This is a genomic window from Streptomyces sp. NPDC051322 (assembly GCF_040689485.1).
Taxonomy (GTDB): domain Bacteria; phylum Actinomycetota; class Actinomycetes; order Streptomycetales; family Streptomycetaceae; genus Streptomyces.
On record NZ_JBFBAK010000002.1, the window covers coordinates 597,701 to 620,395 of the forward strand.

Sequence of the window (22,695 nt, forward strand, 5' to 3'; positions counted from 1 at the left end):
TCCGGGCCTCGCACCGTTGTCTCTCTTCGCGCGACTACCCGGCCGGATCACCGTTACGCGATCGGGCCCGTGTCGGTTCTGGATCCGGTGAGGCCTCAGCGTCCGACGGCTTTGGCGAGCTCTGCCTTGGTCATCTTGGACCGTCCGTCGACGCCGCGCTTCTTGGCCTCGGCGTACAGCTGGTCACGGGTCGGCCCCTCGGCGCCGCTGTGTGAGCGCTCGCCGCCACGCTGGGAGGCCGATTTGCTGTCCTTGGTGGAGGTCTTCGATGCCTGCTTGGACTCGCCCGAACGGGCTCGTTCCTTGTTGACCGTGCGCGCCGCCATCTCCTTCGCGCGCTTCTCGGACGCGCCGTGCTCCTCGGCGCCTTCCTTGATGTGCTCGTACTGTCGTTCGCGCTTCCCGCTGGAACCTCGCGGCATGGCGTGACTCCTCTCTTCCTTCTTCCTTCGGGCGTCGTCGGGCAGAAGGGCCGGAAAAACGGCCTTCGGCCAACGAGTGCCCGCTGCGGCGCAGCTATCACATCGCGAGGTGAGAACACCCGCACACCAGGTGGGTCAGACGGACGAATGGCCGCTGCCACCGGGTTGTCAGCCGGTCAGCTGCGGCAACACCTCGGTGCGGTAGAAGTCGAAGAATCCGCGCTGGTCCGGCCCGATCTGGTTGATGTGGACCGTGTCGAATCCGGCTTCCACATAGGTGTTCAGCAGCGCGACATGGGCGTCCGCGTCGTCCCCGCAGACGACGTTCTCGGCGATCCGGTCGCGGGTGACGAGTTCGTTCGCCTGCTCGAAATGGCGGGGAGTCGGAAGAATCTGCGGCAGTTCGCCCGGCAGCTGTTCGTTGGCCCACAGCCGGTGTGCTGTCCGGACAGCCTCCTCACGGTCCGTGCCCCAGCACACCTTGACACCGGCCATGACCGGCTTGGTGCCGCCGCCACTGCGCCGGAAGCGTTCGATGGACTCGGATTCGGGTGCCATGGTGATGAGCCCGTCCCCGATCCGACCTGCGACGGCCGCGGCCTGCGGGCCGAAGGCGGACACGTCGATGGGGACCGGTTCGTCGGGACACGTGTACAGGCGGGCGTTCTCCAGTGTGTAGTGCGTGCCCCGGTAGCTGCTCTGTTCGCCGGTGAACAGCATCCGCATCACCTGGACCGCCTCCTCGAGCATCTCCAGACGCACCGACGCCTCGGGCCAGGGGCCACCCAGCACGTGCTCATTGAGGGCTTCGCCGGTACCCACGCCCAAGCGGAAGCGCCCCTCGAGCTGGACGGCGGCGGTGGCTGCGGCGTGCGCCACAACCGCGGGGTGCGTACGCATCATCGGACAGGTCACCGCTGTTTCCACCGGCAGCGATACGGCTTGGGAGAGCGCACCGATCACGGACCAGACGAAGGGGGACTGCCCCTGTTCGTCATTCCACGGATGGAAGTGGTCGGAAATCCACAGTGAGGTGAATCCTGCTTGTTCAGCCATCCTGGCCTGATCGACCAGGGCGGCCGGACTGTGCTCTTCGCTGGACAGAAAGTAGCCGTAATCCGTCATAACTCCTCCTGCGGGCAAGGTGGCCCATCGGGTGACCGGCTGCCCGGTGGAGAAACATCCGCCCGCGTCCCGTGGTCCCGCCTTCGCCACACGGACGAATACGTTCGAACAGCCCGGGCACGCGCTCTGTCAGCCGCACATGGCGGCACGCCGGACTTCATGAGAAGTCCTGGGAGACGCGACGAGAAGTCACTGGATATGACGGGCGGAATCATGACGACGACGGATGACAAGGACGGCGGCAACGGTCAGGAGCGCCTCGATGTCTCCACCGCAATCCGCCGCGCTGCGGCCCAACTTGCCGAACTGCTGCAGCGTGAGCCCAGTTCCGTCTCTTCGTTGAAGGCCACGGACCAGGGCTGGTCCGTGGACGTGGAGGTCGTGGAAATCGAGAAGATCCCCGACACCGCCAGTGTGATGGCTACTTACCGTGTCTCGCTCGACCCTCAGGGTCAACTCGTCGGATACGAACGCACTCGTCGGTACGCGAGGGGCCAGATCGACCGCTGATCCTCGAACGGCTCGACGCATACCGACCGGAGTCCCGCGGAGAAGATCACCAACGGTTCCAGCGGAAAGGACATTCACCATGAGCATGGTGCAGCAATCCAGTTCAGTGAGCAGCAGTGGAGGCGGCTCGGGCAATCTGTACGACGTCCTGGAGCTCATTCTTGACAGGGGGCTGGTCATCGACGCCTTTGTCCGGGTCTCCCTCGTCGGGATCGAAATACTCAAGATCGATGTGCGGGTCGTGGTAGCCAGCGTCGACACCTACCTGCGGTTCGCGGAGGCCTGTAACCGGCTGGACCTCGAGTCCGGACGCAAGGCACCGAGCCAGCTCACCGACCTGGTCGGAGAGGCGACCGAGAGCGGGGCCAAGGGCAAGTCGAAAGGGGCGCTGACCGGCGCCGTCGAGGCGTTCAGCGATTCCCTTCAGCGAGGCCGGGACGGGTCGGACGAGAACGAGAAGGAAGAGCGCCCTGCCCGCAAGTCCGCGTCGAGCAGCCGCCGTACCGCAAGCCGCCGAGAGGAGTAGTCCCCGTGTCCACCTACGTCTACGCCATCACCGCAGCCGACCACCCGGTGAACCTGACCGACGTCGCAGGGGTCGGAGAGCCGGCCGCGCGACTCCGCGCAGTGGGGACGAAGGAGCTCACCGCCGTCGTCAGCGACGCACCGGCGGATCTGCGGGCCAAGCGGCGCGATCTGGTCGCGCACCAGACGGTGCTGGAGGGGCTGATGACCGACGGCGCCGCGCTGCCCATGCGGTTCGGCCTCGTGGGACCCGACGACGATCAGGTGATCGCGGTGCTGGAACAGCAGCGTGACGCCTACCTGGACCGGCTCAAGGAGGTGGACGGGTGTCGTGAGTACAACGTCAAAGTGGCTCGTGACGAGGAGGACCTCCTGCGGGAGATCGTCACCGAGTCCGACGAGATACGGGAGCTGAACGGCAGGACCCGTCAGAACCCGGCGGCACACGACGACAAGGTGGCCCTCGGTGAGCTCGTTTCGGCCGAGGTGCAGACTCGTCACGAGCGCGCGAGTCAGGAGCTCGTGGCCCGTCTGACGCGGCACGCAGCGGGGGTCTCGATCGGCGAGCCGGCCAAGGCGTACTTCCTGAATGCCTCCTTCCTTGTCAGGCAGGAGGACGCGGCCACCTTCTCCCAGTCGGTGCACGAGGAAGCCGAGGCCCGGGGCGACGTCTACACGTTCTCGGTGAACGGGCCGCTGCCGCCCTACAGCTTCGTCTGATCCCGCCGGCCGGACCTGCTGGAGGGAGGGCCCTGCCATGGGCCTCATCACCAACATCCTGACGCTACCGCTGGCACCTGTGCGCGGCACGGCCTGGGTCATCGACCAACTGCTGGTGACCGCCGAGCGGGAGTACTACGACCCTGCGCCGGTGCGCGAACAACTGGCCGCGCTCGAGCGGGATCTCCTGAGCGGCCGCATCAGCGAGGACGAGTTCGACCGCCGTGAGGACGAGTTGCTGGACCGCCTGGAGTGGCTCGAAACCCAGAACCGGCGCTTGCAGACCCCCACCTGATGACCATGAGAAAGGTGACGTGAGATGAAAGGCAACGCGAAGATAGGGGTGGCCCTGGCGGGGGGCTACCTGCTGGGCCGGACAAAGAAGGCCAAGATGGCCATCGGCCTGGGCATGTTCCTGGCGGGCAAGAAGCTCAGTCTGGATCCGGCGCAGCTGGGCAAGCTGGTGGCTGACTCGCCGGCGCTCGGCCGTCTCAACAGCCAGGTGCGCAAGGAACTGGTGGAGGCCACGAAGTCGGCTGCCACCTCGGCCCTCACCCAACGCGCGACCGGACTGGCCGATTCGCTCCAGAAACGGACGCGAGCGCTCGACGAACCGGACGACCGGGAAGAACCGAGCGATCGCGGTGAGCCGGACGACAGGGATGAAACGGACGATTCCTCTGAGGAGGAGAAGTCGTCCGGTGCCCGTCGCGCCCGCAACACGTCGGGGCGTGCCCGTAAGACCGCGTCGGCGGCAGGCAAGACCACTTCGGGCACGCGTAAGGCCGCCTCCCGGAGCCGTACGACGAAGACACGGGGAGGCCGCGATGAGTGACTCCGCTTTCGGCAAGCTGAAGGACGAGGTGGCGCGGAATCCGGCCACCGACCGGCTCAAGGAAGAGCTGCAGGACTATCTGCGGGCCCGTGCCGAGCACACCGTCACGCGTCTCGGTCAGAAGCTGGGGGAGAGCGTCGGAAAGTTCGCCGAACCCGGGCAGGCCACCGGCGGGCTGGCCGGGAGTCTGGCCAAGGGCGGCCGCGCCATCAGCGAGGGCAAGTCACCGGCCCAGGCGGCGCTCTCGGTGGGGGCATCCCACCTCAAGGACACCCTCAGGGAGAAGGTCAAGGGCATGTTCGGCAAGGGTCGTAAGGGCGGCGGAGGCAAGTCCAAGAGTGTGACGATCGTCGAGGACATCGACGTGGGCGTGCCGGTGCGCGAGGCGTACGACCAGTGGACCCAGTTCCAGGAGTTCAGCACCTTCGCCAAGGGCGTCGTCAGCGTCGAGAAGGCCGACGACACCAGCAGTAACTGGAAGGTGAAGGTCGCCAAGTCCACACGGAGTTGGAAAGCCAATGTCACCGAGCAGGTGGCTGACGAGCGGATCACGTGGACCACGGAGGGCGCGAAGGGGACAGTGAAGGGGGTGGTCACCTTCCACCGCATCACTGACAACCTGACGCGCGTGCTGCTCGTCCTCGAGTACTTCCCCAAGGGACTCTTCGAGAAGACCGGCAACATATGGCGCGCGCAGGGCCGCCGTGCACGGCTCGACCTCAAGCTCTACCGGAAGTTCATCATGATGCGCGGCGAAGCCACCGACGGCTGGCGCGGTGAGATCCGGGACGGCGAGGTCGTGGTGGAACACGACGACGCGGTGGAGGACGAGGAGGCGAGCGCCGCGGACGCCGAAGACCTCGACGAGGAATACCGCGAGGACGAAGAGTTCCCCGACGAGCAGGACGACGAGGCCGAGGGAGACGCCGCTCCGGATGCGGATGCGGATGCGGAGGCCGACGCCGAGCCGGAAGCCGACGCCGAGCCGGAAGCCGAGGCCGAGCCGGAACCGGCACCCGAGGCCGAGGACCGGTACGAGGACGAAGAGGAAGAAGACCGGCCGGCCCGTACCCGGCGCCGTACCGCATCGGCTCGTCGCTGATTCGAGCAGACAGCAAAGACAGGGGCTGAATTCACGTGTCCGATTCACTGGCGGGCCGTATGGGGTCCCCTTCCGGCATATCTCCCTATGGCCAGCAGGGGTCCTCTGCCAACTTGGCAGACATCCTTGAGCGTGTCCTGGACAAGGGCATCGTCATCGCGGGCGATATCCAGATCAACCTGCTGGACATCGAGTTGCTGACCATCAAACTCAGGCTGCTGGTCGCATCCGTGGACAAGGCCAAGGAAATGGGCATCGACTGGTGGGAGCATGATCCCTCGCTGTCCTCCGGCGCCCGCCCACCCCGACAGGTGGACGGCCAGAGTTCCCCGGCCGGCGATGAGGAGCTGGCGCAGGAGAACGCCCGTCTCAAGGCCGAGCTGACCGAGCTCCGCAGGGCTGCGGGGGCCGACAGCAAGGGAGAGCGGCAGTGAGCACCCATTCCTCGGCCACGACCCCTGCGGCGGAGGTCTCCTACGTCTACGCCGTCGGCCGCGCCGGGACACCCCTGGACGGCGCGGCCGGCCGGACGGCCGGTCTGGACGGAGGCAGGCTGCGCACGGTGAACTCGGACGGTCTGGTCGCATGGGTGTCGTCCGTGCCGCGGGACACCTTCAGCAGCGAGGGCATGCAGGCGCAGCTGGAGGACCTGGAGCGGCTGGAGGCGATCGCCCGTACGCACCACGCGGTGGTGGAAGCCGCCTACGCGTGCACGACGGTTCTGCCGATGCGTCTGGCGACGGTCTATCTGGATGACGCACGCGTGGCCACCATGCTGCAGGAACGCCACCGGGAGTTCGGTGAGCTCCTCGGCCGGCTGGAAGGCCACGTCGAGTTGGGCGTCAAGGTGTACGCGGATCCCCGGGAGACCGGCCGCCCGGATGCGGAAGCTCCGACCGACACCCTCGTCCCGACCTCGCCCGGACGGGCCTATCTGCAGCAGCGCCGGGCGGCGCGGCGCAGCCATCAGGATGCGCACCGAGCGGCCGGTTCGCTCGCTGCCGCCGTGCCCGACCGGGTTGCCGCCCTGGCCACTGCCCGGGTCGTGCACCGGCCGCAGCAGGCAGAACTGGCCGCTGCCGCGGGTGAGAACATCGCCAATGAGGCCTATCTCGTGCCTGCGACCGGCGTGGCGGGCTTTCGCAACGCGTTGTGCGCACTGGCCGATGACGTGCCCGGTGTCCGGATCGAGATCACCGGCCCGTGGGCCCCGTACTCCTTCGCCACCCCACCGGCCACGGCTGCACGTACGGAGGACCCACGGTGAACGACGCGCTGCCCGCCCGTGACGCCGGCGTCGTCGGTGACTTCCCTACCGCGGAGTCACCCGCAGGACGCCAGGTCGCTCTCATCGATCTGCTGGACCGTCTGCTGAACGGTGGGGCGGTCCTCACCGGCGACCTCGTCCTGTCCGTCGCCGATGTCGACCTGGTGCACATCAATCTGCGCGCGGTCATCCGCTCCATCACGTCCGACGAACCCGCCCCCTGGTGAGGAGTGACATGACGACCCAGCAGCCCCGGAAGGTCGGTGAAGCCGACATCGCACGGCGTCTGGGAACAGATCCCGAAACGGTGGAACGTGACCTCATCAAACTGGTGCTCACCATCGTGGAACTGCTCCGCCAACTCATGGAAAGAACCGCCCTGCACCGAGTGGACCAGGGCGACCTGAGTGACGACCAGGAGGAACGCATCGGGCTGACCCTGATGATCCTGCAGGACCGCATGTCCGAACTCTGCGAGCGTTACGGATTGACCATGGACGATCTCAACCTGGACCTGGGGCCGCTGGGTTCGCTGCTTCCCCGCAACGAGTCATGAGTGCCCGAGGTGGTCAGGGCAGTGGCGTCCCCCCTGTTGCGTTCATGATTTCGCCCGTGATGAAGCCGGCCTGCGCCGACGCCAGGAAGACGTAGGCGGGTGCCATTTCGGCCGGCTGGGCCGGGCGGCCGAGCGGGCTCTGTTTGCCGAACTTGGCGGTGTCCTCCAGCGTTGCCGGGATCAGCGGGGTCCACACCGGGCCCGGGGCCACGGCGTTCACCCGCACTCCGTCGGAGGCGACCATCTGTGCCAGGCCCTGGGTGAAGGTGACGATGGCACCCTTCGTCATCGCGTAGTCCAGCAGATGGGGGCTGGGCTTGTAGGCCTGCACCGAGGTGGTGTTGATGATGCACCCGCCGGCCGGGATGTGCGGCAACGACATCTTGCACAGCCAGAACATGCCGTAGAGGTTGGTGTGCACCACCCGGTCGAACTGCTCGGTGGAGATGGCGCTGATGCCCTCCGGCTGCCCCATCTGGTAACCGGCGTTGTTGACGAGAACGTCGATCCGTCCGAACTCCGACACTGCCTTCTCGACCAGCGACCGGCACTGCTTTTCGTCGCGGATGTCGCAGGGGACGGCCACCGCTCGACGGCCGGCCTCCTCCACGAGACGTGACGTCTCCCGCGCCTCGTCTTCCTCCTCCGACAGGTGGGTGAAGAGAACATCGGCGCCTTCTCTGGCGTACGCGAGGGCGACGGCGCGGCCGATACCGGAGTCGCCCCCCGTGACCACGGCCTTCCGGTCCGGCAGCCGCTCGCTGCCTCGGTAGGACTCCTCCCCGTGGTCGGGTGGCGGGTCCATGGGGCCGGTCCACCCCGGATGCGGCTGGTCCTGCTGGGGGAATTCCGGCTGCGGGTGCAGATTCGTGGGGTCCTGAGGGGGGCCGGCTGCGTTCGACACCTCTGTCTCCTTCCGTTCGGTTCCGGGTTCTTCTCGCGGTGGTCCGAATCGGCGGCCTACGCCTTCGCCCGGCGGCGGTGGCTGGTGTCGCACCACGGGTAGATCCGGCTGCGGCGGCACATGCAGACCGCGACGACGCAACGGTCCGAGACGGTGGCCCGGCCGTCGGCGTCCACCACCTCGACCGGACCTTCGACGAGCAGGGGGCCGTCGTCGTTGAGTGTGATGCGGCGAGGGCGCTCAGAGGCGTTCGGCACGGATGACCACCAGCTCTTCCTTGTGTTCGTCAGCTGCCAGCAGACCCTGCTCGTGCAGCCATGCGCGCCGGGAGCGCAGTACCGGCCCGATCGGCACGAACGCACGGTCGCTGATTTCGGCCTTCAGCCCGCCGTACGACAGGCGACGCACCGTGAGGGCGGGATCGCACAGGGAGGAATGCACCATGAGCAGGACGCCTCCGGGCCGCACCACCGAAGGCGCCGCGCCGCAGACGCGGTCGATGACGGCGCGGCCGTCGTTTCCGGCGTCCCAGGCGCGCGCCGCGCCCCGCACGGGAAGCCGCGAGGCGGGCCCCGGTACGTACGGTGGGTTGCAGATCACCAGGTCGTAGGCGTGGCTGGTCAGCGATGCGGTCAGATCGCCGCGGCGGACCCTGATGCGCTGCCGGGAGAGCAGCGCGTTGAGCCGTGTGGTCACTACGGCCCGCCAGGCGATGTCCACCGCGGTCACCCGCGCGCCCCGTCGCGCCGCGCGCACGGCCAGCGCACCGGAACCCGTGCCGAGATCCAGGACATCCATACCGGGACCGATCTCCTCTCGGCCCATGGCTGCCAGGAGGATCCGCGTGTCGTGCTGCGGTGCGTACACGCCGGGAAGCGTCAGCAGGCGCCCCGGTCCGGACAGTGCGGCTGTTTCAGTGGACATCACGACGGCTCCATCAAGTGCGGTCACTCCTTCGGACGCAGAGGTACGGTCTCCTCAGCGAACCAGCATCCTCATCTCAGCGCACTCCGGGACGCTGCCAGGCCCCCAGCAGACGCCGGGCCAGCCGGTCCTCGGTATAGGACGTCGCGGTGATGCCGAACGCGACATCCGCCGCCAGCTCCGGCTCCTCGTGGAGCAGCCCGGCGACGACCTCGTGGCGGACCACCTGCTCATGGACGGCATCGGCTTCGACGTGTTCCGTGTAGAAGAATTCCGCGGCGGACCCCGCGCCGGTCCGTTTCATCGCCGCGGCCAGGCGGCGGGAGGCGGGTGAGGAGGTGATCTCGACGGCGGCGAAGTGGCCCACCAGGGAGCCCCGGAGGCGGCGGTGCAGCCCGAACAGGGACATGAGATTGACCAGCGCCAGCATTTCCGCGTGTCCGTCCTCGAGATAACCGCCGTACGTGGTGTCGAGACCCAGGTCGGCCATCAGGTTCGCGAACAACTGGGCGTGGACCCGCTCAGCTCGCCCGCCGCCGTACTCGTCGTATTCGACGGCGGCCATGCCGGCCTTGGCGCGCCCGTACAGCCGGGGAAGCACCCAGGCGTGCGGATCGGCCTCCTTGAGGTGGTACAGCGACCGCTGCACCACGTACTCGCGCACCTGCCACAGCTCTCCGTGCTCCTCGAGGAAGTGCGGCACCCCGGTGCCATGGACCGGCTCGACGAGGATGCCCGCGAGCGCGTCGTCCACGTCGGTCGGACCCGTCACGTCCATGCGGAGCGCTTCGAGATAGCGCCGCTCCAGGGCGGCCCGGACGGTGAGCAGCGCCGGGTCCCATTCGAGAGCGGGGTCCACGCCGGCGAAGCCCCGGTAGTGGAGTTCGTAACAGAGATACAGGGCCAACTGAAGATCGTCGCCGTAAGCCTCGGAGGTCGCCACGGCCCCGGGGGCAGGGAGCACCTCCGCATCGCCGCGGAGGAAGCTGATGAGGGCTGCGGAGATGTCGCCCCGCGCGGTGGGCATGACCGGCTCGTTCCGGATGTTTCCCATGGTCTTCGCCCGTCTCGGCGCGTCAGCCGGCCGGGTAGGGGTCGGCCTGCAGTCGACTCGCCAAGTGGGCGGCATTAACGGCCAGTTGCTTCGTCGTCGACGCTACTGCCTCCGGTGTCTCCGGTAGATCCTGATAGTCGGTGCCCTGCATCGCCTCACCCACCCAGTAGGTGGCGGCGCCGGGCGCCATCGAGAATCCGACGTCGTTCAGAGCCTGGAACAGGTCGGCGCTGACCTTGTGGGCGCCGTCCTCGTTGCCGGTCACGCATACCGCGGCGACCTTGCCGTAGGTGAGCAGCCGGCCCTCCTCGTCGGTTTCCGACAGCTCGCCGTCCAGCCGCTCCAGTACGCGCTGTGCCACGCTGGACGGATGGCCGAGCCAGATCGGTGTGGCGAGGACCACGATGTGGGCGTCCATGATCTTGGCGCGGATCATCGGCCAGGCGTCACCCTCGCCCATGTCGACCTGCACGCCGGGCCGGACATCGAAATCCGCGATCCGGATGGCCTCACCCGTCACGCCCTGCTGGTGGAGCGACTCCAGAACCTGGGTCGCGAGAAGAAGAGAGCTCGACCGGTCAGGGGACGCCTTCAGGGTGCATACCAGCGCGACCGCGCGCAAAGGTGTCTTCTGCATGGCACGCGGGTACCCCCGCGGACGCGATTGATAACAAGCCGAGACCACACCCGTTATTCCTGCTCCTTCTTGGCCAGGGCGGGCGGAGCGGTAACGGCCGTGACGTGTTGCTGCTGCACGGGGGTGAGGGGTGTGGTCACACGGTCCCGGTAGAACCAGAGGCTCAGAGCGGCCCGCAGGCGGCTCCGCCGCGAGGGCACCACCTCGGGGTCCGTCTCGATGGCGAGAGGTTCGGGGAGGTCGCGCACCAGCAGCGGCAGCAGCTGCGCGCTCGTCAGGGGCAGGTGCGCCTCGTGCATGCCGCCCTGGACGTCCTGGGCGATCTCGGAACTGGGGTCGCCCTTGGTGACCCGCTCGCGGTCATGGGCCTGCAGAGCGAGACAGAAGCGCTTGGTGACGAGGAACCCGACGATCGGGGCGAGCACCAGAGAGACCCGGAAGATCCAGGTCAGCACGTTCAGGGAGATGCCGAACGTCATGGCGAGCACATCATTGCCGCCGGCCAGTAGCAGAACGGCGTAGAACACGATGCCCGCGACGCCGAGTCCGGTGCGGGTGACCCGGTCGCGAGGCCGGTCGCACAGATGGTGTTCGCCGGTGCCGCGCGTCACCCATCGCTCGATGAAGGGATACGCGTAGAGGGCCCCGAACAGCAGCCCCGGCAGGAGCACGGCGGGCACCAGGACGTTCCACATGACCGTATGGCCCCACAGGTTGGTTTCGAAGGGCGGCATGATCCGCAGCGACCCTTCGAGGAAACCGATGTACCAGTCCGGCTGGGACGCGGTGGACACCTGGTCGGTGCGGTAGGGGCCGTAGACGTAGACCGGGTTGATCTGTGCGACGCCGCCCAGGACCGCGAGCAGACCGAAGACCGTGAGTGACAGGCCCACCGAACGGACGGTGAAGGCCGGGAACATCGGCGTTCCCACCACATTGCTGTTCGTCTTCCCCTGCCCGGCCCACTGCGTGTGCTTGAGGTAGACGACCAGCACCAGGTGCAGCGCCACCAGGGCGATGATGGCGCCCGGCACGAACAGGACGTGCAGGGCGTACAGCCGGGAGATGATGATGTGTCCCGGAAACTCCCCGCCGAAGATGAACATGGTCAGGTAGGTACCGAACACCGGAATCGACTGAAAGACGCCCTGGGCGATGCGCAGCCCGGTTCCGGACAGCAGATCATCGGGCAGCGAGTAGCCGCAGAAGCCCTCGAGTACAGCCAGGACGAACAGGGTGACACCGATCAGCCAGTTGCTCTCCCGCGGTTTACGAAATGCCCCGGTGAAGAAGATCCGCAGCATGTGCACGGCGACGGCGGCGACGAACACCAGCGACGCCCAATGGTGCATCTGCCGGATGAGCAGCCCGCCGCGGACTTCGAAGCTGATCCGGAGAACGGACGCATACGCTTCCGACACCGGGACGCCCTGCAACGGGGTGTACGCGCCGGCGTACGGGGCTTCCATCATGCTCGGCGTGAAGAAGAACGTGAGATACGACCCGGTGATAATCAGGACGAGGAGGCTGTAGAGCGCGAGTTCCCCGAGCAGGAAAGACCAGTGCTCGGGAAACGGCTTGCGCAGCAGCTCTCGGCCCGCTTCGGCCACCGGCAGACGACTGTCCAGGACCACGAAGCCCTTCTGGGCCGACACCCGCGCCTTCGCCTTCAGCTGTGCCTTCCTCTGCTGCGCCTTCCTTCGCGCGAACGGCATGGCTGATCCTCGATCCTCGTCCGGTGTGCCCGTCTGCTGGTCACGCTTCTCGGCTGTTGTACTGGAAGACGAATCCCGCGACGCCCGCCCCCAGGACGCCGATTCCGATGACAAACAGCCAGAGCCCGAAGACCACGCCGAGGCCGGTCAGCGCCGCGCCGGCCGCGGTCAGCGGCGGGGTGTAGCTGCGCGCCGGGAAGAAGGCCAACGGCCCGCTCGCCTCGTACGTCTGCGCGTCCTTGCGGTCCTGCAGGCGCTCACCGCGGCGCACATGCTGGGTCCACAGGAAGAAGGCGATGAGCGAGGACATCAGAAACGAGACGATGAGGGCGGCGAGGCCGGCCGGTTCCATGGAGAACCAGCCGTAGATGACGGCGGTGATCGCGAAGAACAGGGCCATCCCGCAGAACAGGAACGACTCGTACCTCACCGTGTCACCCCCGGTCGGGGCGTCAAGTCCGGTGTATCGGGCGTGGCCGGGCCGTAGGTGGGCACCGCGGGATGGTGGAGGTCGAAGGCCGGTGAGTCGCTGCGGATGCGGGGGAGGGCGTGGAAGTTGTGCCGGGGCGGCGGGCAACTGGTCGCCCATTCCAAGGACCGGCCCCATCCCCACGGGTCGTCGCTGGTGACCTTCTCGCCGTACCGGTGCGTCTTCCAGACGTTGTAGAGGAACGGCAGGGTTGACAGGCCCAGCAGGAACGCGCCGATGGACGAGACGGTGTTGAGCGCGGTGAATCCGTCAGCGGCCAGATAGTCCGCATAGCGTCGCGGCATGCCGATCTCACCGAGCCAGTGCTGGACCAGGAAGGTGGTCTGGAAGCCCACGAAGAGCGTCCAGAAGTGGATTTTCCCGAGGCGTTCGTCCAGCATCCGTCCGGTCATCTTCGGCCACCAGAAGTAGAAGCCGGCGAACATGGAGAAGACCACGGTCCCGAACAGGACGTAGTGAAGATGCGCGACGATGAAGTAGCTGTCGGTGACATGAAAGTCGATCGGGGGTGAGGCGATGAGGACTCCCGAGAGCCCGCCGAGCAGGAAGGTGACCAGAAAGCCGACTGCCCACAGCATCGGCGTTTCGAAGGACAGCGAGCCGTGCCACATCGTGCCGATCCAGTTGAAGAACTTCACTCCGGTGGGGATCGCGATCAGAAAGGACATGAGGGAGAAGAACGGCAGCAGCACCCCCCCGGTCGCGAACATGTGATGGGCCCACACCGTCGCTGACAGGCCGGTGATGGCGGCGGTGGCACTCACCAGGCCGATGTACCCGAAGGTGGGCTTCCGGCTGAAGACCGGGAAGATCTCGGTGACGATGCCGAAGAACGGGAGTGCCACGATGTAGACCTCCGGATGGCCGAAGAACCAGAACAGGTGCTGCCACAGGAGCGCTCCGCCGTTGGCGGGATCGAAGACGTGCGAGCCGAATTTCCGGTCGGATTCGAGCGCCAACAGCGCAGCCGTGAGCACCGGGAAGGCCAGCAGCGCGAGGATTGACGTGAACAGCGTGTTCCAGGTGAACAGCGGCATCCGGAACAGCGTCATCCCGGGTGCCCGCAGGCACACGATCGTGGTGATGAAGTTGACCGCCCCGAGAATCGTGCTGAGTCCGGCCACGACCAGGCCCATCGCCCACAGGTCGGCGCCGGAACCGGGGGTGTGGATCGCGCTGTTCAACGGCGCGTAGGCGAACCAGCCGAACGACGCGGCGCCGTTCGCCGTGAGGAAACCGCCGATCACCATCAGTCCGCCGAAGAGGAAGACCCAGTAGGTGAAGGCGTTCAACCGCGGAAACGCGACATCGGGGGCGCCGATCTGCAACGGCATGATCGCGTTGGCGAAGCCGGTGAAAGTCGGCGTTGCGAAGAGCAGCATCATGATCGTGCCGTGGATGGTGAACAGCTCGTTGTACTGCTGGTTAGACCAGATCTGAAGCCCCGGACGGGCCAGTTCGGCGCGCATCCCCATGGCCAGCAGGCCGGCGAACATGAAGAACGCGAAGGAGGTGACCAGGTACATGCTGCCGATCTTCTTGTGATCGGTCGTCGTCACATAGGAGAGGAATGCCTGCCCGGTCCGCAGTCGCCCTTCGCTCGAAGACATGCGGGAGTCCGGGGGGGTGTCCACAACCTTCACGGGGCCTCCAGCGACGCCGGCAGCTGCCGGTCGCGGCTGTGCCGTCGCGGTCATACTGGGGCAAAAGATGGCCGTCGAGGGGGAGCCACGCCGCTTCGGACGACGAACATCTTGTTATCGGGCATCTCTTCCGGGTAGGCGCCTCCTATGAACACGACCTACTGGGAATCTGCTGCCTCATCAGGAGCGGGCGTCTACCTCTTCCCCTTGGTGGGCCTCATCGTGGTCGGCGTGCTCATCGCCGCCTTCCTCCGGGAGCGCAGAGTGCGGGCTCGCCAGACCCGCACGCCGTTGCCCGAGGAGCACCCCGGACTGCCGGAAGGCGGACCGGTGTTCGAGGCCAGGGAGAACCGCGAGCCGGAGGAAGTGCCACGCCAGGAGCACGGGCGGCTCACTCCGCACCAACTGAAGGGGCACAGCACACGCCGCAGCACCTCCGAAGAACCGCGGGACACGAACGAGGATTCCGGCGGTGGCTTCGGTAGCGGCGGGCTCGGCGGCTGACCGACCGGCCCGGTGGCCGCGCCCGCTGCTCACTCCGGGGAGGGACGCGTGGTGACGGTGAACCGGGCGCCGTCGGGGTCACGCAGCGTCGCCTCGGTGACGTCCGGGCCGTGCGCATGAGGCGGCGGAAGAACGGTACCGCCGTTGCGCTCCGCGGCCCGGGCGGTTGCTGCTACGTCGGCGACCGGAAAGTGGACGTCCCAGCGCGGCCGGACGTCCGGGTCCGACGCGGCCCCTACGGCACCGGAACTCAGTCGCGCCAGCGTGTGCCCTGCGCTGCGCAGGATCACTTCCCCGCCCTCGAAGTCCACCTGGCAGGAACCGGGACGGTCGCTGGCCCAGTCGAGGACCTCGCCGTAGAAGATCGCGGCGTCGAAGGCATCGCGAGTGTGCAGGCCCAGCCAGGCCGGGGTGCGTTGGCGCCACAGCGCCCAGTCCGCCGGTAGCTGCCCCTCCCAGATGCCGAAGGCCGCACCGTCCCGGTCCGCTGCCAGTGCTCCCCGGCCCACTGAAAGGGACAGCGGCCCGACTGCCACGGTGCCGCTGCGTTCGCGGATACGGCTGACCGTACGGTCCGCGTCCTCCACCGCGAAATAGGATGTCCATTCGACGGACCGTTGCAAGGATGGTGCCACTGTTCCGATGCTGGCGACCGGAATCCCACCGGAGACCGCCAGGGTGAACTCGTCCCCCAGCCCTGTGGGCCGGTACTCCCAGCCCAGGACCGCACGGTAGAAGTCCCGGGCGCGGTTCAGGTCCCGGGCGGTCAGACTCACCCAGCAGGGCGCCCCGAAGACCTCGCCGCTCCATTTCACGCCGGCAGCTGCGTGCACTGTCATTCTCTCGTCCTCTTCCGGCGTCCTCTTCCGGGATGCCTGGCCGGGGGAACCCGCGGTGTCAGCCGGCCCGGAGTTCACGCAGCGCGGGCAGCAGTTTGCGCTCGGCCCAATCCAGGTACGGTTCCTGCTGATCGCCGCCGACCTGCACGAGCGCCACCTCGGTGAACCCCGCTTCGACGTACGGCCGTACGGCCTCCACGAACATGTCGACGTCGTCGCCGCACGGGATCGAATCGGCTACGTCCTCGGGCCTCACGAACTGGGTGGCCCCGGCGAAGCTGTCCGGCCCGGGCAGCTCGGAGTTGACCTTCCAGCCGCCGCCGAACCAGCGGAACTGATCGTGGGCCCGCGCGATCGCCGCGTCCCGGTCCGTGTCGAAGCAGACCGGGACCTGACCGACCCTGGGCTTGCCCGCGCCGCCGTGCCGCTCGAAGGCGTCGATGAGTTCACTCTTCGGCTCGGTGGAGATCATCAGGTCGGCGAGGTGCCCGGCGATCTCGCAGGACCGTTTCCCGGACACCGCGACACCGATCGGAGGTGGCGTGTCGGGCAGATCCCAGAGCTTGGCCTTCTCGACATCGAAATGGTTGCCGTGATGACTGACGACTTCCCCGGCGAAGAGGGCGCGGATGATCTCCACGGCCTCCTCCAGCATCTCCAGGCGGACCGGCGCGGTGGGCCAGCCCTGCCCGACGACATGCTCATTGAGGTTCTCGCCGGATCCCAGCCCGAGGCGGAAACGCCCCTCGGAGAGGAGCTGCATCGTAGCCGCCTTCTGGGCCACGATCGCCGGGTGGTAACGGGTGGTCGGGCAGGTCACGTACGTCATCAGCGGGATGCGCGTGGTCGCCTGTGCGGCGGCACCGAGCACGCTCCAGGCGTACGGAGCATGGCCCTGGCTGTCGAGCCAGGGAAAGTAATGGTCCGAAGTGACGGAGAAGTCGAACCCGGCCCGCTCGGCACCGACCACCTGATCGACAAGATCGCGCGGACCGGCGTGCTCGGTCATCATCGTGTATCCGATGTCCACCATGGTGCTCACCTTTCGACTCATGCGCGACAGAGGCGGAACGGCCCGTTCGATGTGCGGCGGCGTACGGCTCTCCCCGACCTTGCCCCGCCCCGTGCGGGCGCGCAACGTGGACGGCTGAGTCCCGCGTGCCCCGGCGAGCCGCCTTCATGCGGCTCCGTGGTGGATGGGCTCCGCGCCTGTGGGTACAGGGCCAGGGGCCGCCGGATGGCCGGTTGCGGCCGTCCCGGCCGACAACGCAGAGGGCGGATGCTGAAAGGGGAGTGAGATCGGTTGGCGGTGCGGGAGCAGTGCTGTGCTGCGGCTCGGTGGCTGGGGTGGGAGCTCGCCGCGGTCGGCCGTACCGCCCGTTCCGCGGTCCGGCATCCGGGCCCGGAGCGCGACACCATGGTGCAGTCGCTCAAAGCTGCGGCGGCGGCCATCATCGCCTGGACGCTGACCGGCTGGTGGCTGAAGGCACCTTTGGCGTTGATGGCGCCCTGGACCGCCGTCGCGCTGGTCACCAGCACCGTGTACCGATCCCTGCGTTCCGGGGCGCAGCAGTTCGCGGTCATCGTGGTCGGCGCGCTGTGGGCTTCGGGGGCGTTGGCCGTAACCGGGAACTCGACCCTGGGCGCCATGACCATCACCCTGCCGTTCATGGTGCTGCTCGGCAATTACCGCCGGTTCGGCAGTCAGGGCATCTATGGGGCCACCACCGCTCTCTTCGTCATCACCTACGGTGCGTCCACGGTGAGCGATGTCGGGCACCGGCTGCTCGAGACGCTGATCGGTGCCGCGGTCGGTGTTGCCGTCAATGCGTTCGTCCTCCCGCCGGTGCATCTGCGCAGCGTGCACGACAATCTCCAGGCGATGGCCGGCCGCAGCGGGGAGCTACTGGCGGAGGTCGCCGAAGGGCTCCGTGCGGAGGACGGGCTCGCGGGAGCCGCCGGATGGCACGACCGTGCCTGGCGGCTCGGTCAGACGGCTCAGGCACTGGCCGACGCCCGGCAGTGGACCACGGAGAGCCTCCGGTTCAATCCGTTCCGCCGCCTGCGCCACCACGTCTCCTTGCCGCCCCCGGCCGAAGTGGACGCGGCCTGGGAGCGGGTGGGCGGTCATCTCGTCGCCATCACCCGCACCCTGGCGAGGGCCGCGAACGAGGACACGCCGCTGCCTGTCCCTTCGTCCGCGTACCTGGCTCGCTGGGCCGACGTGGCGCAGCAGGCAGGGATCGTGTGCCGTGCGGACGCCGAAATCATCGAGGGATCCGGACGGCCACAAGCCCTGCGGGACCAGCGGGACGCCGCACTGCAGGAGGCAATGTCCGCCCACCGTTCGCTTACCACCGACTTTCACCGGGAAGACGGAACAGCGGTCGCGGTAGGTGGCGAACTCGTCGTCGAGACCCAGCAGCTGCTGGGTGAACTGGCAGCCCTGTCCGACTCGCCCGCCCCGGCGGGGTTGCACACTCGGAAACGCGAACAGAGGTGACTCTTATGAGGCAGCAGCAGGACAGTGCCGCGGTGCTGTTCGACGTGGACGGCACCTTGATGGACACCGTGTACCTGCACACGGTGGCGTGGTGGGAAGCGCTGCGGCAGAACGGGCATCGGGTGCCCATGGCCGCCGTCCACCGTTCGATCGGCATGGGCAGCGATCACCTGCTGGACCGGTTGCTCGGCGAGGACCGCGAGCGGGACGGCGATCAGGCGATGAGCGCTGCGCACGATGCTCTCTACGCTCAGTACTGGTCACGGCTGGCACCGTTGGAGGGAGCAGCCGACCTGCTGAAGGCCTGCGCCGATCGGGGGTGGGTCGTGGTCCTGGCCAGCTCCGCATCGGCCGACGAATTCCGGGTCATGAAGGAGGTGCTCGGAGCCGACCGAGCCATCGACGCCGGCACCAAGGGCGATGACGTCCAGAAGAGCAAACCCTCACCCGATCTGGTGCAGCAGGCCCTGAAACGGGCAGATGTACCGCCGGAACGGGCCGTGTTCGTCGGCGACGCGGTGTGGGACGCGCAAGCCGCCCGCCGGGTCGGCGTCCGCAGCCTGGGGGTGCTGTCCGGCGGAATCTCCCGTGAGGAACTCATGGACGCGGGCGTCGAGCAGGTCTATGACGGCCCGGCGGACCTGCTGGCGAAGATCGATCACAGTCTGTTGAGCAGCCCGGAGCGACTGACGGGCTGAGAGCTCGTGCGCCGGCTCGGCCGGCGCGGGGGCAGGGACGGGCGCGCATGTCTGCCCCCTTTGCGGGTAAATGTACCTACGCATATGTCTCAGGCCACTATGAAGGGGCTCTCGTGGTGAACAGCGAGAACGACGACGAGTTCTACGCACGTGATCGGCCGGAGCATCCAGAGCTTCCGGAAGACCGGCCGCGCGGAGGCCAACCAAGGGAACCGGTGCCGCACCGCGGATCCTGGACCGTGGCTGCCATCGTCATCGGCGTGATCGTCGTGATCATCGTCGGCGTCGCGCTTTTCCCGTAACCGTCTTGGAGGTTGTGATGCCGGTCGCCACGTTCTGTCTGGTGGCATTGGACTGCCCCGACCCGGAGTCACTCGCCCGGTTCTACGCCGATGTGCTGGGCGGAGAGGTGAAGCGCGACAACGGGGAGAACTGGTTGGAGCTCCACGCACCGGACGGAGTGCGACTCGCCTTCCAGCGCGTCCCCGAGCACCGCCCACCGGAGTGGCCACGTGCCGACGCCAACTCCCAGCAACTGCACCTCGATTTCAAGGTCGCGGACATCGAGCGGGCACAGGAGCAGGTGCTCGCCCTGGGGGCTACCCCGCTCGACCTCGATGACGGCGGCGGCGAGCGTGACTTCCGTGTCTACGCCGACCCGGCAGGCCATCCGTTCTGCCTCTGCCGGTGACGCGCATGCCCACGCAACGGGACACGACAAGAGCCTTGCTCGACACGTGCGGCCGCACGTTCGCCGCGGAGGCCGGCATCGGGCTGCGTGACACCCCTCAGCCGCTGTACCGGCTCCTCGTGCTCGCCTGTCTGCTGAGCGCCCGGATCCGCAGCAGCGTCGCCGTTGCCGCCGCCCGGGACCTGAGCGAGTCGGGCATGCGTGACGCGCGCAGTATGCGCGAGGCCACCTGGCAGGAACGGGTGGATTCGCTCGGCCGCGGCGGCTACCGCCGGTATGACGAGCGCACCGCGACGCAATTGGGTGACGGCGCACAGCTGGTGCTGGACAAGTACGGGGGAGACCTGCGGAAGATGCGCGGCGAGGCCGACGGAGACGTCGAACACCTGCGCAGACTGCTGCAGGAAGTGCAGGGGCTCGGTCCGGCCGGCGCCAACATCTTCCTGCGCGAGGTCCAGGGCATCTGGACGGAGGCGGCCCCACTCCTCGACGCGAAGGCACTGCAGGGAGCAGCGGCCGTCGGGCTGCCCGAGGATGCCCGCAGACTGGCACGGCTCGTCGACACCGAGACACTGCCCGCCTTCGCGGCCGCGCTGGTACGCGTCGCTCTCGACAAGAAGGCCGCTGCCCGGGTACAGGAAGCGGCAAGTCGTCGCTGAGCCGCTCCTGTCGTGGCCGCCGGGTCGGCCACGACGATTCCCCTTATGGCTGCGTCTCCTGATGCATCCACCGGTTGTGCCAGGCCATGGCGCTTCTGATGTCCGGGAGCATGAGTCCGGTCGCTCTGCCCAGCTCCTCGGCGGTGAGACCGTCGGGATGCTGGTCCAGGGCCCGGGAGATCTTGCCGGCCCAGAGTTCCTCCTCGATGAACGGCCGCCGGCGATACTGGTCCCGCAGGGCGTTGAGATGTTCTTCGCAGCACGCGGCGATGAAACGCAGGCCGTCCAGCCACTCCTTCCCGGCTTGGACCGCTGACGAATCCGGCACGTAGGCGTAGAGCGGAAGTCCGCTCAGGATGACGGCGCCGCAGGCATCGCACAGCTCCGGCAACGCTCGTTCCCCGGGGATCTCATGCTTCCTCATCATCACCCCTGTCCGCCCCGTCGGCACATTCCCGGAAGGTCTCTCCAGGGCCGGTCAGATGGCGCCGGGTTCCCTGGGTGTGCTGTGACGTGCCTGGTCGAGGGCTGCGTCGGACACATCGGCGACGGCTCGCAGTTTCTTCAGACCGATGACTGCCAGGGTAGCTCCGGTCGCGCCGTAGACGGTACACAGCACGCCGGCGGCGGACGCGCGGGGCAGCACCCCCTCCAGCGCGCGCAGCGCCGTCTGATGGGCCGCCGCGAGAGCGAGACCTCCGCAGAGCGCCGCTCCGCCCAGGAGCCCCGCCCCGATGCCGGCGCGCTGCAGGGTCGCCGTGAGCTCCTCACGTACCTCGCGCAACTGCTGGCGGACGAGTTCCGTGGTGTCCTCCGTCAGCCGGGCCGCAGCGTCACCCAGCCGCCGTCCGTCCTTCGCTTCCGCGCTGTCGTCCGCCATGCTCACTGCCCGCTCCTTGACCTCGCCGTACACGTGAGTGTTAGCCGGGGTTCCCCGTCCACCAGGGGCAAAACATGCCGACACGGCCCAGCGGTGCGGTGGCCGCACCGGGCTCGTCCGACCGGCCTAGGCCCGGCGGGCCAGCGCCGTCAGCGGCTGTACCGCGTCCGCGGAGAACAGCGACCTGCCCGTGGCGATCCGTTGCTCGCGCGCCGGGCCGGGCTCACTGAGGGTGTCCAGCGACTGGATCAGCGCCCAGGGATCCCGCGCGTATTCGGTCAGCCCGTGTTCGGCCATCCGGCGGACGCCCTCCTCGCCGTGGCCGGGGATGGGCCGATAACCGACCACGGGTACTCCGGCGGCCAGCGCCTGCAGGGCGGTCTGTCCGGCAGCGTTGTCGATGAGAGCTCGGGCGCCCGCCATCAGCCCGGGCATGTCGTCGACCCACCCGGTTGCGCATACGCCCGCTATCCGCGACACCTTGCTGCGCAGCCGGGCGTTTCTGCCGCACAGCACGACCGGCCGGTACCCGGCAGACTCCAGCAACCGAGCGGTGCGCACCATGTGGGTTCCCGCGCCCCAGGCACCCGCCGAGACGAGCACAGCCGGCCGGTCCGGCGGTGCCGCAGCGGGTGTTTCGGCGCTGTCCTCGGTGCGGGCCGCGTCGATGGGCGCGGAGCGAAGAAAACGCTCGGCGACCAGAGCCCCGGACGTGGCAGCCGGCCGCCGCACTGCCTGCTGTACCTGGCGGGTGAGGTCGGGTGTCAGGCACAGATGCAGGTCGTTGCCCGGGTGCAGCCACTGGCGGTGCACGGCGAAGTCGGTGATCACCACCGCGCTCGGCACGGTCAGTGCCCCGCGCGAGCGGAGTCTGCCGGTGAGCTGAGCGGCGAGGTGGAAGACCGGTACCACCACGTCCGGGCGCGTGCGGCCGACGAGTGCGAGCAACTCCCGTTCGGCCAGCGCGGCCAGTGGCGCACTGCCGGGCCTGGGGCCGCCCCCGGACCGGAAGAACGCCGTATAGAGGCCCGCGTAGAGTCCCGGCAGGTGGCAGATGACTGTCCGGTAGAAGGTCCGCAGTCCGCTGCCGATACCGGCGGGGAGCAGCTCCAGTACATCGGCCCGCGCGACCTGGTTCCCGGCGGCCTCCAACCTACGGGTCAGCTCTGTGGCCACCGCGTCGTGACCGGACCCCATGCTGGCGCTCAGAACCAGGAAGCGCCCCGGAACCGTGCTCATGTCCGGGCCGTTCCGACGGGAGATGCCTCCGAATACAACCTGGCACATGCTTGTACGGGAAACGGACGCATAGTCACCTCTGAGGTCGCCGACCTTACTGGAGTATCCGCCTGTCCTGCCCGAAACGTAATTTTGCCCTTCTCCTGGTCCCATGACGGCGTGGGAAGTGTTTACCGAGTCCCGCTCGGGCTACTCCTAGTTCACCTCGTGTTACGCAGAACCTCGACCGGCGCGGCCGCACCCCTCGGTGTCA

31 protein-coding genes are annotated in these 22,695 nt (G+C 67.9%); 16 read left to right on the forward strand and 15 right to left on the reverse strand.

Translation table 11 applies throughout. The annotated features are described in order from the left end of the window. Positions 1-95: 95 nt before the first annotated feature. Positions 96-422: a plasmid stabilization protein gene (locus AB0436_RS06775; RefSeq protein WP_366466627.1), complete on the reverse strand. Its 327-nt coding sequence runs from the start codon at positions 420-422 to the stop codon at positions 96-98. A gap of 168 nt (positions 423-590) precedes the next feature. Continuing rightward, positions 591-1,547, reverse strand: coding sequence for a TIGR03557 family F420-dependent LLM class oxidoreductase (locus tag AB0436_RS06780; protein WP_366466628.1), 957 nt, complete (start codon positions 1,545-1,547; stop codon positions 591-593). A gap of 213 nt (positions 1,548-1,760) precedes the next feature. Between AB0436_RS06780 and AB0436_RS06785 the strand changes: the two genes are divergently transcribed. The 10 genes from AB0436_RS06785 (at position 1,761) to AB0436_RS06830 (ending at position 7,062) form a co-directional block, all read left to right on the forward strand. Continuing rightward, complete coding sequence (locus tag AB0436_RS06785) at positions 1,761-2,057, forward strand: gas vesicle protein (protein ID WP_366466629.1); 297 nt, start codon at positions 1,761-1,763, stop codon at positions 2,055-2,057. Between the two features lie 79 nt (positions 2,058-2,136). Then, the gene (locus AB0436_RS06790; protein ID WP_365853130.1) at positions 2,137-2,583 is read left to right on the forward strand and encodes a gas vesicle structural protein GvpA; all 447 of its coding nucleotides are present in this window, start codon (positions 2,137-2,139) and stop codon (positions 2,581-2,583) included. A 5-nt stretch (positions 2,584-2,588) separates the two neighbouring features. Continuing rightward, positions 2,589-3,302, forward strand: a complete 714-nt coding sequence (locus AB0436_RS06795) for a GvpL/GvpF family gas vesicle protein (RefSeq protein WP_366466630.1) — start codon at positions 2,589-2,591, stop codon at positions 3,300-3,302. Positions 3,303-3,339: 37 nt separating this feature from the next. Then, positions 3,340-3,597, forward strand: a complete 258-nt coding sequence (locus tag AB0436_RS06800) for a gas vesicle protein GvpG (protein WP_366466631.1) — start codon at positions 3,340-3,342, stop codon at positions 3,595-3,597. A 24-nt stretch (positions 3,598-3,621) separates the two neighbouring features. Then, complete coding sequence (locus AB0436_RS06805; RefSeq protein ID WP_366466632.1) at positions 3,622-4,137, forward strand: hypothetical protein; 516 nt, start codon at positions 3,622-3,624, stop codon at positions 4,135-4,137. Further along, on the forward strand, positions 4,130-5,239 hold the full coding sequence (locus AB0436_RS06810) for an SRPBCC family protein (protein ID WP_366466633.1): 1,110 nt from the start codon (positions 4,130-4,132) through the stop codon (positions 5,237-5,239). The genes AB0436_RS06805 and AB0436_RS06810 overlap by 8 nt, the downstream gene beginning before the upstream one ends. 35 nt (positions 5,240-5,274) lie before the next feature. Then, positions 5,275-5,673 (forward strand): gas vesicle protein, encoded by a 399-nt coding sequence (locus tag AB0436_RS06815; protein WP_366466634.1) that lies wholly within the window; start codon positions 5,275-5,277, stop codon positions 5,671-5,673. Continuing rightward, positions 5,670-6,506, forward strand: a complete 837-nt coding sequence (locus AB0436_RS06820; protein WP_366466635.1) for a GvpL/GvpF family gas vesicle protein — start codon at positions 5,670-5,672, stop codon at positions 6,504-6,506. Before AB0436_RS06815 ends, AB0436_RS06820 begins: the two co-directional genes overlap by 4 nt. A gap of 83 nt (positions 6,507-6,589) precedes the next feature. Beyond that, a complete protein-coding gene (locus AB0436_RS06825; protein ID WP_366466892.1) occupies positions 6,590-6,733 on the forward strand; it encodes a gas vesicle protein in 144 nt (47 codons plus the stop codon). A gap of 8 nt (positions 6,734-6,741) precedes the next feature. After that, positions 6,742-7,062, forward strand: a complete 321-nt coding sequence (locus AB0436_RS06830; protein WP_366466636.1) for a gas vesicle protein K — start codon at positions 6,742-6,744, stop codon at positions 7,060-7,062. A gap of 13 nt (positions 7,063-7,075) precedes the next feature. Here the strand turns inward: AB0436_RS06830 and AB0436_RS06835 are convergent, their stop codons facing one another. The 8 genes from AB0436_RS06835 to ctaD all read right to left on the reverse strand — a co-directional run bounded on the left by AB0436_RS06835 (position 7,076) and on the right by ctaD (position 14,396). Then, positions 7,076-7,966 carry an SDR family oxidoreductase gene (locus AB0436_RS06835; protein ID WP_366466637.1) on the reverse strand — a complete coding sequence of 297 codons (891 nt, stop codon included), beginning with the start codon at positions 7,964-7,966 and terminating at the stop codon, positions 7,076-7,078. A 56-nt stretch (positions 7,967-8,022) separates the two neighbouring features. After that, positions 8,023-8,223, reverse strand: a complete 201-nt coding sequence (locus tag AB0436_RS06840; protein ID WP_366466638.1) for a CDGSH iron-sulfur domain-containing protein — start codon at positions 8,221-8,223, stop codon at positions 8,023-8,025. Next, a complete protein-coding gene (locus tag AB0436_RS06845) occupies positions 8,207-8,890 on the reverse strand; it encodes a HemK2/MTQ2 family protein methyltransferase (RefSeq protein ID WP_366466639.1) in 684 nt (227 codons plus the stop codon). Before AB0436_RS06845 ends, AB0436_RS06840 begins: the two co-directional genes overlap by 17 nt. A 76-nt stretch (positions 8,891-8,966) precedes the next feature. Further along, positions 8,967-9,944: an iron-containing redox enzyme family protein gene (locus AB0436_RS06850; RefSeq protein ID WP_366466640.1), complete on the reverse strand. Its 978-nt coding sequence runs from the start codon at positions 9,942-9,944 to the stop codon at positions 8,967-8,969. Between the two features lie 22 nt (positions 9,945-9,966). After that, positions 9,967-10,581 carry an NAD(P)H-dependent oxidoreductase gene (locus AB0436_RS06855; protein WP_366466641.1) on the reverse strand — a complete coding sequence of 205 codons (615 nt, stop codon included), beginning with the start codon at positions 10,579-10,581 and terminating at the stop codon, positions 9,967-9,969. 53 nt (positions 10,582-10,634) lie between these two features. After that, positions 10,635-12,296: a cytochrome bc complex cytochrome b subunit gene (locus AB0436_RS06860; protein WP_366466642.1), complete on the reverse strand. Its 1,662-nt coding sequence runs from the start codon at positions 12,294-12,296 to the stop codon at positions 10,635-10,637. 40 nt (positions 12,297-12,336) lie between these two features. After that, a complete protein-coding gene (locus AB0436_RS06865) occupies positions 12,337-12,726 on the reverse strand; it encodes a cytochrome c oxidase subunit 4 (RefSeq protein ID WP_366466643.1) in 390 nt (129 codons plus the stop codon). Next, positions 12,723-14,396 (reverse strand): cytochrome c oxidase subunit I, encoded by a 1,674-nt coding sequence (ctaD, locus tag AB0436_RS06870; RefSeq protein WP_366466644.1) that lies wholly within the window; start codon positions 14,394-14,396, stop codon positions 12,723-12,725. The genes AB0436_RS06865 and ctaD overlap by 4 nt, the downstream gene beginning before the upstream one ends. Before the next feature lie 180 nt (positions 14,397-14,576). Between ctaD and AB0436_RS06875 the strand changes: the two genes are divergently transcribed. Further along, complete coding sequence (locus tag AB0436_RS06875) at positions 14,577-14,933, forward strand: DUF6479 family protein (RefSeq protein WP_366466645.1); 357 nt, start codon at positions 14,577-14,579, stop codon at positions 14,931-14,933. A gap of 29 nt (positions 14,934-14,962) precedes the next feature. On the opposite strand, the gene AB0436_RS06880 is transcribed toward AB0436_RS06875, so the two are convergent. Both AB0436_RS06880 and AB0436_RS06885 read right to left on the reverse strand, forming a co-directional pair. Then, positions 14,963-15,772 (reverse strand): VOC family protein, encoded by an 810-nt coding sequence (locus AB0436_RS06880; protein WP_366466646.1) that lies wholly within the window; start codon positions 15,770-15,772, stop codon positions 14,963-14,965. Positions 15,773-15,830: 58 nt separating this feature from the next. Continuing rightward, the gene (locus tag AB0436_RS06885; RefSeq protein ID WP_366466647.1) at positions 15,831-16,805 is read right to left on the reverse strand and encodes an LLM class F420-dependent oxidoreductase; all 975 of its coding nucleotides are present in this window, start codon (positions 16,803-16,805) and stop codon (positions 15,831-15,833) included. Positions 16,806-17,081: 276 nt separating this feature from the next. Here AB0436_RS06885 and AB0436_RS06890 point away from each other — a divergent pair, with 276 nt between their 5' ends. The 5 genes from AB0436_RS06890 to AB0436_RS06910 all read left to right on the forward strand — a co-directional run bounded on the left by AB0436_RS06890 (position 17,082) and on the right by AB0436_RS06910 (position 20,323). Further along, on the forward strand, positions 17,082-18,275 hold the full coding sequence (locus tag AB0436_RS06890; RefSeq protein WP_366466893.1) for an aromatic acid exporter family protein: 1,194 nt from the start codon (positions 17,082-17,084) through the stop codon (positions 18,273-18,275). A 5-nt stretch (positions 18,276-18,280) separates the two neighbouring features. Then, a complete protein-coding gene (locus AB0436_RS06895; protein WP_366466648.1) occupies positions 18,281-18,973 on the forward strand; it encodes an HAD family hydrolase in 693 nt (230 codons plus the stop codon). A gap of 116 nt (positions 18,974-19,089) precedes the next feature. Continuing rightward, a complete protein-coding gene (locus tag AB0436_RS06900; RefSeq protein ID WP_366466649.1) occupies positions 19,090-19,275 on the forward strand; it encodes a hypothetical protein in 186 nt (61 codons plus the stop codon). A gap of 17 nt (positions 19,276-19,292) precedes the next feature. Next, positions 19,293-19,664 carry a VOC family protein gene (locus tag AB0436_RS06905; protein ID WP_366466650.1) on the forward strand — a complete coding sequence of 124 codons (372 nt, stop codon included), beginning with the start codon at positions 19,293-19,295 and terminating at the stop codon, positions 19,662-19,664. 5 nt (positions 19,665-19,669) lie between these two features. Beyond that, a complete protein-coding gene (locus AB0436_RS06910; RefSeq protein WP_366466651.1) occupies positions 19,670-20,323 on the forward strand; it encodes an endonuclease in 654 nt (217 codons plus the stop codon). A 43-nt stretch (positions 20,324-20,366) separates the two neighbouring features. Here the strand turns inward: AB0436_RS06910 and AB0436_RS06915 are convergent, their stop codons facing one another. The 3 genes from AB0436_RS06915 to AB0436_RS06925 form a co-directional block, all read right to left on the reverse strand. Beyond that, on the reverse strand, positions 20,367-20,750 hold the full coding sequence (locus AB0436_RS06915; RefSeq protein ID WP_366466652.1) for a hypothetical protein: 384 nt from the start codon (positions 20,748-20,750) through the stop codon (positions 20,367-20,369). Positions 20,751-20,801: 51 nt separating this feature from the next. Then, a complete protein-coding gene (locus tag AB0436_RS06920) occupies positions 20,802-21,203 on the reverse strand; it encodes a phage holin family protein (RefSeq protein WP_366466653.1) in 402 nt (133 codons plus the stop codon). Positions 21,204-21,329: 126 nt separating this feature from the next. Next, entirely contained in the window at positions 21,330-22,442 is a 1,113-nt protein-coding gene (locus tag AB0436_RS06925) for a galactosyldiacylglycerol synthase (RefSeq protein ID WP_366466654.1), read from the reverse strand. Positions 22,443-22,695 lie beyond the last annotated feature (253 nt).